General features: G+C 56.6%; 11 protein-coding genes, 1 tRNA gene and 1 pseudogene. 5 read left to right on the forward strand and 8 right to left on the reverse strand.

Features of this window, described 5'->3' with window-relative positions:
* Positions 1 to 115: 115 nt before the first annotated feature.
* From VWZ85_RS00280 to VWZ85_RS00310, 7 genes are all read right to left on the reverse strand, one after another.
* Entirely contained in the window at positions 116 to 1,006 is an 891-nt protein-coding gene (locus VWZ85_RS00280; RefSeq protein WP_416544980.1) for a LysR family transcriptional regulator, read from the reverse strand.
* 283 nt (positions 1,007 to 1,289) lie between these two features.
* Positions 1,290 to 2,213, reverse strand: a complete 924-nt coding sequence (locus VWZ85_RS00285; RefSeq protein ID WP_340547636.1) for a LysR family transcriptional regulator — start codon at positions 2,211 to 2,213, stop codon at positions 1,290 to 1,292.
* Between the two features lie 50 nt (positions 2,214 to 2,263).
* A complete protein-coding gene (locus VWZ85_RS00290; protein WP_416544982.1) occupies positions 2,264 to 3,298 on the reverse strand; it encodes an ABC transporter ATP-binding protein in 1,035 nt (344 codons plus the stop codon).
* Positions 3,295 to 4,287, reverse strand: coding sequence for an ABC transporter ATP-binding protein (locus VWZ85_RS00295; protein WP_260102075.1), 993 nt, complete (start codon positions 4,285 to 4,287; stop codon positions 3,295 to 3,297). The genes VWZ85_RS00290 and VWZ85_RS00295 overlap by 4 nt, the downstream gene beginning before the upstream one ends.
* Positions 4,288 to 4,292: 5 nt before the next feature.
* Positions 4,293 to 5,240 carry an ABC transporter permease gene (locus VWZ85_RS00300; protein WP_260102074.1) on the reverse strand — a complete coding sequence of 316 codons (948 nt, stop codon included), beginning with the start codon at positions 5,238 to 5,240 and terminating at the stop codon, positions 4,293 to 4,295.
* A complete protein-coding gene (locus VWZ85_RS00305) occupies positions 5,237 to 6,217 on the reverse strand; it encodes an ABC transporter permease (protein ID WP_340547639.1) in 981 nt (326 codons plus the stop codon). The genes VWZ85_RS00300 and VWZ85_RS00305 overlap by 4 nt, the downstream gene beginning before the upstream one ends.
* 152 nt (positions 6,218 to 6,369) lie before the next feature.
* Positions 6,370 to 7,926, reverse strand: a complete 1,557-nt coding sequence (locus tag VWZ85_RS00310; RefSeq protein ID WP_416537983.1) for an ABC transporter substrate-binding protein — start codon at positions 7,924 to 7,926, stop codon at positions 6,370 to 6,372.
* A 532-nt stretch (positions 7,927 to 8,458) separates the two neighbouring features.
* Between VWZ85_RS00310 and VWZ85_RS00315 the strand changes: the two genes are divergently transcribed.
* The 5 genes and pseudogenes from VWZ85_RS00315 to VWZ85_RS00335 form a co-directional block, all read left to right on the forward strand.
* Positions 8,459 to 9,382 (forward strand): calcium-binding protein, encoded by a 924-nt coding sequence (locus tag VWZ85_RS00315; RefSeq protein WP_416586320.1) that lies wholly within the window; start codon positions 8,459 to 8,461, stop codon positions 9,380 to 9,382.
* Between the two features lie 85 nt (positions 9,383 to 9,467).
* The gene (locus VWZ85_RS00320) at positions 9,468 to 9,953 is read left to right on the forward strand and encodes a DUF995 domain-containing protein (RefSeq protein ID WP_416595392.1); all 486 of its coding nucleotides are present in this window, start codon (positions 9,468 to 9,470) and stop codon (positions 9,951 to 9,953) included.
* A gap of 103 nt (positions 9,954 to 10,056) precedes the next feature.
* Positions 10,057 to 10,133, forward strand: a tRNA-Arg gene (locus tag VWZ85_RS00325).
* Between the two features lie 165 nt (positions 10,134 to 10,298).
* A complete protein-coding gene (locus VWZ85_RS00330; protein ID WP_416586326.1) occupies positions 10,299 to 10,529 on the forward strand; it encodes a helix-turn-helix domain-containing protein in 231 nt (76 codons plus the stop codon).
* A 180-nt stretch (positions 10,530 to 10,709) separates the two neighbouring features.
* Positions 10,710 to 11,218: pseudogene (locus tag VWZ85_RS00335) on the forward strand (IS3 family transposase); the annotation flags it as partial.
* 388 nt (positions 11,219 to 11,606) lie between these two features.
* Here VWZ85_RS00335 and VWZ85_RS00340 read toward each other — a convergent pair.
* The gene (locus VWZ85_RS00340) at positions 11,607 to 12,194 is read right to left on the reverse strand and encodes a YceI family protein (protein ID WP_416586328.1); all 588 of its coding nucleotides are present in this window, start codon (positions 12,192 to 12,194) and stop codon (positions 11,607 to 11,609) included.
* Positions 12,195 to 12,214: the final 20 nt, after the last annotated feature.

Genomic DNA, 12,214 nt, shown 5'->3' on the forward strand with positions numbered 1-12,214 from the left:
TGAAACCTTACGTCTCATTATGGTTTCATCAATATAGTATTTTGATGAAATAAGGTGGCTTCTATTTGTGATGCTGGCTCAACGGGTGAAACCATTTGGCTGGCAATAGAGCTGGTCAGGCCGAGATGGCCATCCTATCTGTATCCAGCAGATCGCGAACGGCGCTGATGATGGGGTCTTGAGTGCGGTTGGCGAGATGAGCGAAGAGAACGCGTGTCGATTTGCGGACTTCTCGCAGCAGAGCGATCTCTCCACTCGGGGGTTCGGTTCCTGCGCTGCTGACGTGAACCAGACCGATGCCAGCACCGCTTGCGATCAAGGCGCGTGTAATAGTCTCATCATCGACATTGATGATCCGGGCGGGTTGAATGCGGTTTTCCTTAAACAGGCGCTCCGCGATGCGTCCACAACACGAACTATAAGTGGGGTAGATCCAAGGCATAGCCTCCAGCTTGTCCCAGTCAAGGTCCGGACCCGGCGGGACCAGATCAGGAGCGGCCGCAAGGTAGACGCTGAAACGCGATATTTCGAGGGTTTCAAGGTCATTCTGGGCTTCGTCAGGGTCGATAAAGAAACCTGCATCCAGGCGACCATTGCGGATATCGTCCAACACACTTGAAGATGTGCCATGTTGCAGGGCAACTTCGAGATCTGGAAAGTTCTTTGAAAGATCAGCGAGCAGGCGGCTCACCTCGGTCGACCCCAGGTTGCGCCCGGCGCCAACTCGCAGCTGGCCGGCCAAACGCCCACGCAACCGGGAGGCCTCTTCCAGAAATTTCTGATGATTATCAAGCAGCTGCCTAGCCTCTACCAGAAGCCGCTGTCCGTCGGTGGTGACACTCATCCCGCGCGGTGTACGCTGGAATAGTGTCAGGCCCAGCGTGTCTTCCATCGTTTTGATATGGGCGCTGACGGCCGGTTGACTGCGAAACAACAGCTCGGACGCGCGCGTGATACTGCCTTCCCTTGCCACTGTGACAAAGGTCTTGAGTTGACTGATATCCATGGTTACCCCTTCAAATGCCATAGGGCGCATCGAATGCCTGCGCCTCTATTAGATGGCGCGCCACCACCCCTGGCTGACGCGCGCGAGACAACTTTTATGCCCTCTTTGCGAGAAGTCAAAACAGAAACACCCGCAATGGATGAGTTGGGCTGTATTCCGCCGGTTAGGAGAGAAACGTCATGGCGAGCGCCTTTTTGCCTGCCCTGGATTGCGAGGGGTTCAAAACATTCCTAGCATGAGGCCGACCCGTAACAGTCAGATAACAGTCCGCGCGTTGTTGTTGTCAGCCGACGATCGCTGCACTGTTGCCCATCTTGCGCCAAAGGCTATTCAATGTGGGTTTGGTATTCTCGGTCTCGCGGTACAGACGAACCGAAATTGGCGTGACAAACGACTCTCCGCCGGCAAGCGCCAGACGCCCATCGCTCAATTCATCCTCGCACAGCTTGCGCGGCAGCCAGCCGAGGCCGAACCCCTCCAGGATCATCGCCTTGACCGAGTTCGCGAGAGAGTTCTGGTTTACAACCAGCAGATTTGGAGGCGAGATTTGCTGGCGCAAGGTGTGATCCAGAACCGATCTCAGCGCGGATGCGCTGCCATAGGACAGCAGCGGAATCTGTCGTTTGGTATCGCGGCCGAGGTGGAAAAGCGGGTGTCCACCTGCATCCGTTTTTGACACCGGGATGAATTCATCCTCTGATAGCGTCAAGTAATCGCATTTGCTGACCTCCAGCGGCGACAGGAAATCCATTGCGGGATGCCAGTAGGTCAGGATCACGTCGCAATAGCGCTGCTGCAAGGCAGTGACGAATTGATCTGCCGCCCAACTGGTGGAGTTGAGATCGACATCCAACCCGCCGGCCTCCATCAACGGTTCGATATGGTCCCGGAAATGGGTCATGTAAAGCGACTGAGATGACGCAAAGCGGATGACATTTTCCCCGGCAGCATCAATCGTTTGGCAGCGTTCCAGCGTCTCGGAGTAGGTGCGTAGGATGATTTTGGCCTGCGATAGAAACACATCCCCCGCAGGCGTCAGCGACAGCGGGAAGGTCTGTCGATTGATCAGCTTCACACCAACCTCATCCTCCAGGGCGCGGATACGCCTGGAGAATGCGGGTTGGCTGACATTCCGCTCTTCTGCAGCACGCGAAAAATTCTTGTGCGTTGTCAGCGCTTCAAAGTCTCTGAGCCAGATTATATCCAACTTGCCTAGGTCCGTTCTGGGGTCATCCAGTGGGCCGGGGGTCCCGGTGTTTAGCCGTCGAGCCGGTTCTCTTCGACCGCGTGGCAGGCAACGGTGCTGCCATCTGCTTGCCGTAGTGGACGCGGACGCGACTCGCGACATCTAGCATTCGCAAATGCGCAGCGCGTTTGAAAGGGGCAACCTTGAGGCAAGTTGATGGGTGTCGGGATTTCGCCCTGCAGCCGGATGTGACTTGGCCCTTCATCCTTGAGCTGTGGCACCGCGGACAACAGCGCCTTGGTATAGGGGTGTTTGGGGTTTTCAAACAATGTCCGGGTATCGGCCAACTCACACAGCGTACCAAGATAGAGCACCGCAACGCGCGTCCCGAAATGCTCCACCACGCTGAGGTCGTGGGTGATGAAGAAATAGGTCAGTCCCCGCTGGTCCTTGGCTTCCAGCATCAGGTTCAGAACCTGTGCCTGGATCGAGACATCCAGTGCCGAAATCGGTTCATCCGCGATGATGAACTCGGGGTCGACAGTCAATGCCCGGGCGATTGCGATCCGCTGGCGCTGGCCACCCGAGAATTCATGCGGATAGCGGCTGGACCAGCTCGGATCCACACCAACAGACCGCATGACCTCCGACACTTTATCACGCACTTCGCCACGCGACAGCGACGGATTGTGGTGGCGAACGGGTTCTTCCAACGCCTGCTGGATGGTCATGCGCGGGTTCAGGGAGGCATAGGGATTCTGAAAGATCATTTGCATCTTCTTGCGCAGGGGCATCATTTCCCCGCGGGAGCGATCGTCGATCCGTTCACCATCATAGTGGATTTCGCCGCCGCTGGGCGTCAGCAGCCCGGCAACCAGCCGCGCTACAGTAGATTTTCCGCAGCCGGATTCACCAACAATACACAGCGCTTCGCCACGGTCGGCGGTGAGCGAGACATTGTTGACCGCATGCACCGCGCGTTTCTCACGGGTGATGCGACCACCGCGCAGCTTGATGGTTTCTAGAAACCCGCGATCCAATTCAAAGCGTTTCTCAAGATTCTTCAGCTCAAGCAAAGGTTTGCTGTCTTGTATCTGGGTTGTCATACGCTTGCCTCCTCAAGGCTGGTATTCTGCAGGCGGGAGACTTCGTGGCAGGCGACCTCAACCTGGCGATAGCTTACTGTTTCCGGCAACACCTTGCGGCAGTGGTCGACAGCATATTCGCAGCGAGGGCTGAAGGGACAGCCGGGGGGGATGGATGTCAGCCCCGGCATGTTGCCCGGGATCTGTTTCAGTCGTTGGCCGGGCAGGGTCTGTTGCGGCAACGCGTTGATCAGCCCTTGGGTATAGGGGTGTTGCGGGTCGTTGATAATCTCGCGCGTCGGACCTGCCTCGATCAGACGACCGGCGTACATGACGAGGGTGCGCTCGGTCATCTGACTGACCACGCCAAGATCATGAGTGATCAGGATCAGGCCAACCTTGTTGGACTGGCAGAGTTCGAGCAGCAACTCCATGATGTCCGCCTGAATTGTCACATCCAGCGCAGTTGTCGGTTCATCTGCGATGATCAGCTCCGGATCCAGAAGCAGCGCCATCGCGATGATGATCCGTTGCCGCATGCCGCCGGACAGCTCGTGGGGATATTGGTTCAGCCGTTCTTCGGGCGAGGGGATATAGACCTCCCGCAACTTCAGAATAGCGATCTGTTCCGCTTCAGACTGGCTGAGCGAGCGGTGCGCCTTGAGCGTTTCGACCATTTGCTGGCCGATCGTCAGGACCGGGTTCAGAGTGACCATCGGATCCTGAAAGATCATCGCCATGCGATTGCCACGGATCGTACGCATCTCGGCGTCGGACAGTTTGACGATATCCTTGCCACCAAAAAGGATCTCACCACTGTCGATATATCCGGGCCGGCTGAGAAGGTTCATCAGAGAGAAACCGGTGATGGATTTACCGGCCCCGGATTCACCTACGATGCCCAGACGCTCTCCTTTTCCAAGGTCGAAGGAAATCTGGTTCAATGCGGTGACGGTGTGATCACGCATCGCAAATTTGACCGTGAGGTCGCGAACGGAAAGCAACGACATCGCTATTATCCTTTGTAGAGTTTCGGGTTCAGCACGTCACGCATCCAGTCACCCAAGAGGTTGATGACAAGAACGAGGACAACGAGAACCACACCGGGGATGGCGGTGATCCACCAGCTGCCGGAGAAGATATAATCAAAACCGGAGGAGATCAGCGATCCGAGCGAGGGCTGACTGGGGGGCATCCCAAGACCCAGGAAGCTGAGTGACGCCTCGGAAATAATCGCATTCGCCACCTGCACCGTCGAAATCACAAAGATCGGCGACAGCGAGTTCGGCAGAATATGCCGCACCATAATCCGCATCGGGCCGAAGCCCAGCACGCGGGCGCTGTCGATATATTCCTTCTTTTTCTCAGCAAGAACAGTGGCGCGTACCGTTCGGGCATATTGCGGCCATTCGGCGACGCCGATCACTGCGATCAGGAAGTAGATCGCATATTGGTTGAAGGTCTCGCTGCCAAACATCGCCTGTGTCACCGCGAGGAAGATGATAGCGACCATCAACGTCGAGAAAGACAGCTGGATATCGGCAAAGCGCATCAGAAGGCTGTCGAGCCGCCCACCGACATAGCCGGCCACCAACCCGATTGAGATCCCGAGGAAGGCTTGCAAGGCGACGGCGCAAAGACCGATCAGCAGGGACAGGCGGGTGCCGTAGAGGATCGTCGACCACAGATCCCGTCCCTGATCATCGGTGCCAAACACGAACTGGGGGTCGGCTCCGTCAATCCAGGCTGGCGGGTATTCGCTGTTCATAATGTCGATCTGGGCCGGATCATAGGGATCAAACGGTGCCAGCACCGGTGCCAGGATCGAGGCGAGGGTGATGACCATGAACACCGCAAAGGACACCATAGCCACGGGGTTGCGCCGGAAGCTGTAGCCCATGTTGGAGTTCCACAGGCGACTAAACCGCGACGGGGTGGTTTGGTTTGTACTAAGGCTACTCATGCGCCCATCCTCGCAATATTGACTGTTGGATTGACGAGCCCATAGATCAGGTCGACGATTGTGTTGGTCACCACAAAGATGAAGCCCACAATGATGAGATATGCCACGATCAACGGGGTATCGACGCGGTTCACCGCCTCAAGGAACATGAACCCCATGCCTGGCCACTGGAAGACGGTCTCCGTCAGAATAGTGTAGGCGACCATAGTTCCGATCTGCACACCACCAACGGTGATCACCGGCAACAAGGTATTCTTCAGCGCATGCACAAAATAGATGCGTCCGGGGCGGATGCCCTTGGCTCGGGCATATTTCACGTATTCGCTTTGCAGCACTTCCATCATCTCAGCCCGGATCAGGCGTACGAACAGCGGCAGCATGATCGATGCCAGCGCGACCGAAGGCAGCAGGATGTGCACCCAGCCATCTGCGGTCGCAAAATTAGTTTCCCAATAGCCAAAGACATGCACCACATCGCCCCGCCCGTAAGATGGGAACCATCCGAGTTCCACCGAGAAGACAAAAATCATCAGGATTGCGGTCAGGAAAACCGGGATCGAGATACCGACAATCGAGACTCCCATGATCAAGCGGCTGAAGAACGCATTCGGTTTGATCGCTGTATAAACGCCCAAGGGTACGGAGAGGCCGACGATGATCAGGGTTGCACCCATAACCAGTTCCAAAGTGGCGGGCAGCTTCTTCAGGATCACGTCGAGCGCGGGTTCTTTGAAGAAATAGCTGGTGCCGAGGTCGCCCTGAAGGGCATTTCCAAGAAATCGGATGTACTGTGTCACGAAACTGTCGTTCAGACCCAGTTCGTCGCGCAGTTGCTGGCGGACCTCTTCCGAAACGGACTGACCAACCAGTTCGCGCAGGGGGTCGCCGAGATTGTCCTGGATGGCAAAGCCGATCAGCGAGATGGCAAACATCACCGCGATAGCCTGAAACACGCGTTTCACGAGGTAGGCGAGCATGTTGGAGTTACCTTGTATCAGTCACTTGTTGATGGGCACAACGCCATTGACGCCCGACGGGCGGCAGGGACATGCCCATAAAGAAGTGGTGAAAATCTGGGAATTGGTGGCAAATCGGCCGGGGCAGCGACGCCGCCCCGGCCTAAGAGTTATCAGTCTACTTTCAGATCGCCGAAGTAGGGGAAGTTCAGAGCGTTCACGATCTTCTCAGCGTGGACACCATCACGAGCACCCCAGGCCAGGTTCTGCCAGTGCAGCGGAATGAAGGCCGCGTCTTCATAAAGGATGCCTTCCAGCTTGCGCAGCAGTTCGCCACGTTTCGCCTGATCGGTTGTCGCATTGGCTTCAGCCATCAGAGCATCGGCTTCCGGGTTGCAGTAGTTGCCGGAATTGTACTGACCGTTGCCGGTGGCTTCGTCCGGGCAATGCGTCAGGAACTGGTGGAAGTTCGCGGAGTCTTCGGTGTCGGAGTGCCAGCCGATCATCATCATGTCGGCAGCGCGTTCGTCAAATGTCGGCCAGTACTGCGCTTTGGGCATGGTCTGCAGGTCAACTTTGATGTTGATCTTTGCCAGCATCGAAGCAACGGCCTGAGCGATTTTATCGTCGTTCACATAGCGGTTGTTCGGCGCCATCATGGTGACCGAGAAACCATCGGCGTAACCAGCTTCGGCCATCAGAGCCTTGGCTTTTTCAACGTCAAAGCGCGGGGTCAGGCTCTCGTCATAGCCGAGATAGCCGGCCGGGCTTGCCTGGGCGCCAACGGTGCCAAAGCCGCGCATAATGCGATCCACGATGCCGGCGTTGTTCACCGCATAGTCGATCGCCTTGCGAACACGTGCGTCTTTGAACGCTTCAACACGGTTCTGGTTCAGTTGGAACGTGATGATACGGGTGCCGGGTTCGGTGATCAGGGTGGTGCCTTCGTGTTCTTCGACACGCTTCAGATCAGTCGGCGGAACCGGTGCGATAAAATCAACGTCACCAGACAGCAGGGCTGCGACACGTGTCGGGTCTTCCTTGATCGGCGTCAGGATAATCTTGTCGACGTTGCCTTCGGAAGCGGTGTCCCAGTAGCCATCAAAGCGATCAAAGACGACTTTCACGCCCTGTTCACGCTCGGTGACCGTGAAGGGGCCGGTGCCGGACAGGTTGCGCGATGCAAAGCTGTCGCCGTGCTTGACCAGCTCAGCCTTTTCTTTGCCATCCTCGGTGGTGCCGGAGTAAAACTGGCTGTCCATCGGGAAGATGTAGGTCGCCGTGTGCAGGACCAGCGGATACGGCTCGGAGGTCTTCAGGTCGAAAGTCAGCTCGTCGATGACTTCGACGTCAGTGAAAGACGCGAAGATACCCTTGAAATCAGGGCTGGACTTCAGACGATCAAACGTCCAGTCAACATCTGCCGAGGTCAGCGGGTTGCCGCTGTGGAACGTGACACCGTCGCGCAGCTTGAACCGCATTGTGGTTTCATCAATCTGCTCCCAGCTTTCTGCCAGCCGCGGAGCGAACTGCAGATCCTTGGTCCAACGGACCAGCGGATCAAATACCATGTGCGACAGCTGCAGCGTGCCGCCGGAAAGCTGCTCATGCGGATCCAGCGAAACCGGATCAGCGTCATAGGCGACCTTGATGGTCACCTCGGCCATCGCGGCCGTGCTCAGGGTTGCCGTCAGAGTGGCAACAGCGAGCGTACTCGCAAAATGTTTCATTATTCGTCCTCCCGTTACTGTATTGTTACTTCATCGGTATCGCAGGGGTCGCGAACAATCCAATGCCGATTGCAAAGCGGCTATGCAAAATGCGTATAGCTTGTTTTTCAAAAATATTTCAAAAACTTATGGGGCATTTGTTGGCGCAATCACCTCGGGGGATGCGCATTCCGCATAGCAAGAACCTATCAGAGGGTGGACGGGAATCGGCGGTTCTGACTGCTATACTGAGCACCCCAGCGGCGAAAAACAGCGCATCGAGGTGACGCATTGGCGCAGAAGACCGCCGGCTGAATCGAGATAAGAAAAACGACCTGAACCAAGAGAATCGGTGTTCCCCCTAGAGCGGAGAGCGCGGGTCGTTCCATGGCGGCATTGGAAACAGTCGCACGAAATTTCGTCGTTTGTACGCCGCAGACGCCCATTAACAGTCCGTTAATATGGTTAAGGCGCCAAATATTTGCCCGCAGCGCCGAATAAACCTATCAGCTTTTAGTCAAATCGTTCCAACCAGTGTGAAAGAGAGCCCACAATGGCAAATGTATTCGTTGCGTCGTTTCCAGGCGTATCTTCACTGAGTAACTATCTGGCCTTTGACAGCTTTGAAACCTCGCGCGACTCGTTCGGTACCGTTGTTTCTGCCACCGAGCTTGAACAGACGGGCGCCGATGGATCCGTGCTGCGCCTCGGCGGGGATTTTTCCAGCGAGGACCAGGCGGATTGGCAGATCTACTCGATGGACCACTCCCTGAACGGCGCGCCCATCGTATCGGTTTCCAATATCTCGATGACCTTTGATCGCTTTGCCTCATTGCCTGCCGACGATTTGGCCCGTGAGCTGCTCTCTGGTGACGACGAGATCACTGCCCTCCTCAACAGCAATGTGACTGCCATCCGTACCTATGGCGGCGGCGATCGCATTTCACTTGGCGCCGGAAACGACACGGTCGCTGCCGGCGGGGGTAATGATTTCGTGACGGGTGGTCTGGGGATCGACAACCTCCGCGGAGGCTCCGGTGCAGATACGCTCCACGGGAACGGCGGCGACGATATCCTGCGCGGCGGCATCGGCCGTGACCGTATCTTTGGCGGTCTTGGTGACGATTTCATTGGGGGCGGCCGGGGCAACGATCGTTTGATCGGTGGGGCTGGCAACGACACGATTCGTGGCGGCGCCGGTGTGGACCGGCTATTTGGCGGGGCCGGTGATGACGTGATGATCGGCGGAGCGGGGGCGGATATCTTTATCTTCAATGAGGGCGATCACACTGATCGCATCACCGATTTTGAGGCGGGGGTGGACCGCATCAAGCTTGGCCGCGGAGCGGAGAGCATGCAGGATGTCGATTTTGGTCAAGTCGGCGATGACGCGGCTATCTATTTTGCCGATGTCACCGTGCTCGTCGAAAACATGACATACACAGAGTTGCAGGACGCCGATCACTTCTTGTTCTGATATACTGACGCTCCAAGCTTCGCGCCTGGAGAGCGGTTCAGCAGATCAAGATGACAGATCCCAGGTAGACCCGAGGAGGTAAATGATGACTAGTGTTAAACGTAACCTGATTGCTGCGGCGCTGCTTTGCACTCTACCTGCGGTAACATCCGCAGACCCGTTGCCGCGCAGTGCAAAAACTGCCAATCCGCAGAAAATTGCAAAAATATACTCGGGAAAGACTGAACTCTGGACCAACAACTGCGGCGGAGGCATCTATTTCGCACCGGGCGGTCAGGCGCGCGCCTGGTGTGCCGACCAAAGCGACAACCTGGGCGCAGGAACCTGGGCGGTCGATACAAACGGGCAGATGTGCCAGGATCTCATTTGGTACTACCCAAGCGGACGCCGTGCCGGAGCCAGCGCGAACGACAAATCCTGCATCAGCCATGTGGTTGACGCCTGGGGTGTCATCTGGCGAAGCTGGCCGAACGATCCCGAATGGTGGCCGATGGGGAAAGACGCAGGTCTCGTCCGTGGGTATAAATTCCAGGCCCAGGTTCAACAGACCCGGTCCAAACTGGGGTTCTGATTGATCCGGGTAAGAAGCCGTTTCAGGGGTCAGCCAAAAAAAGGGCCGACCCCTCGCTTTTGACTTGCACCCCCGCGCCGCTACGCTTAAACCCCGCCGCAGTGGACCGATAGCTCAGCTGGATAGAGTACTTGACTACGAATCAAGGGGTCGGGGGTTCGAATCCTCCTCGGTCCGCCACTTCCCCCATTTGTATGACGTAAGAGGTGTTTGACTTTTCCGTCACATCATTGACCCAACAGAGTCCCGGCCGAACTCTTCCGCCGCAACATTCACCCAGCATCCGAACACTGCTCGCTGGCGTTCCGTGTTGTCCTAAAACTTGCGCTGCGAAATTGTGCCAACATGCGTCAGCCCACAATACAACAGTTAGATCGACATGAACGCCTCAGGGCCGATCTTCGCGTCCGGGGAAGCTATCTCGCAAAGATCGCCCGCGAATTGGGCGTGACTGACTCTGCTGTCACTTTGGTAAGAAAAAGAATGTGTCGATCTGCGAAGATTGAGCAGGCTTTGGCGGACGCTTTGCAAACTACGCCAGAGCAGCTTTTCCCTGATCTTTGCGAAGAGAGATAGAGCGGCCATTAGATTTGGCCCGAGAAATATGGACAGTTGAGCTAGGTGGATTTTCCGCTCCTGATCCGGCAGCGTGCTGGGACGAAGGAGCCCGAGATCGATGTCAAATCGTTGCACGCGAAGATAGGCCAGTTGACGCTGGAAAACGATTTTTTAGGCGAAGCGCTCGCCAAGGCCGGTCTGCTAAGAACGCATGCTGTGACACGGCCAAACCAGGTCTGGGCGATGGACATTACCTACATCCCCGTGGCGCGCGGATTTGTTTATCTCGTTGCGGTGCTGGACTGGTTCAGCCGAAAGATTCTGGCCTGGCGGTTGTCGACAACACTGGAAACCGGCCCTGGCATCGAGGCCTTGATTGATGCCATGCGCCGTCATGGCAAGCCGGAGATCATGAACACGGATCAGGGCAGCCAGTTCACGTCCATCGACTTCATCAAGACGCTGAAGGACGCGGGCATCCAGATCAGCATGGACGGCAAAGGTGCGTGGCGGGACAACGTCTTTGTCGAACGGCTGTGGCGGACGATCAAATACGAGGAGGTCTACCTGCGCGCGTATCAAAGCGTGTCAGCAGCCCGCGAGAGCCTGTGCCGTATAACAGTAGGAGGCCCCACTCATCGCTGGACGGGCAGACGCCCGATCAGGCCTATCTCAAACCGTTGCGACAAATCCCGGTCGCAGCATAATCGAGCGGGAAATCTACCTACGAAACGGCCGGAAACTGTTCAAACCACCTGAACCACCTCTGCTTAGGGTGTCCAGTCGCTTGAAGAACCTTAGAATGCGTTGCAGCTGTGCGGCTCCTTTAACTTAGAACGCTCGCTAAGCTTGCTGCAGCGCATTAAAACGCAAGTGATTACCTACGTTCTGAATGGTCAACAACTGAACAGCACATTGGATGTCGGCTTCAGGCATTTCGCGAACCCTTGGTTCGCAGCCGCAAGCTGTGACCAATTCCATGGTGGATATCCTCCATTATGGACCGTCTCGCTGAATCTACCAGTCTGATGTGCAGACTCCGACCCCGAAGCTGGCGCCCAGGTGTCGGAACATTTGGTATATTGAGACCTGAGCTTATTCGGCTGCTTTAAGCTCGGTGTCGATTTCGATGGTCAGCTGGCCCACCGGGATGCTGCTGCCGACGCCGAAATCTGCCGGGTCGATTGTGCCCGACGCGGAGAAAGCCACCCAGTCGCCTTTGTAGTAATCAAAGAACTGACCGACCGGATGCGCGCCAAAGTGTGTCAGGCGGGCCTCAAGCACCACCGGTTTGGTGACACCGTGCAAGGTCAGATCGCCGGTAATCTCGGCTGTATCCTCACCGGTGAGTTTTACACCGGTGCTGGTAAAGGTGATCTCCGGATAGGTGCCTGCGTCCAGGAAATCCGGACTTTTGGCATGCTGGTCAAGCGCCTCGACACCGGAGAAGAAGCTGTCCGTTGCGATGGCCGCTGTGACGCTGGCGGTCTCCGGGTTTGCAGGATCCAGTTCCAGCGTGCCGCTGACCGCAGTGAATTCGCCGTGCTGCATTGAGACGCCGGCGTGGTTCCAGCCCACGCGAACCTCAGTGTGGCCAGGATCTGTCTTGTAAGTTGCTGCAGCGGCTGCGCCTGTCATGATGGCAAGAGCGGCGAGGGCGCTGAGAAGGTGGATTTTGGTCATTGCGTATCCTTTCCGTTGGA

This window comes from Phaeobacter sp. JH20_29 (genome assembly GCF_048056175.1).
In the GTDB taxonomy this organism is placed as follows: domain Bacteria; phylum Pseudomonadota; class Alphaproteobacteria; order Rhodobacterales; family Rhodobacteraceae; genus Phaeobacter; species Phaeobacter bryozoorum.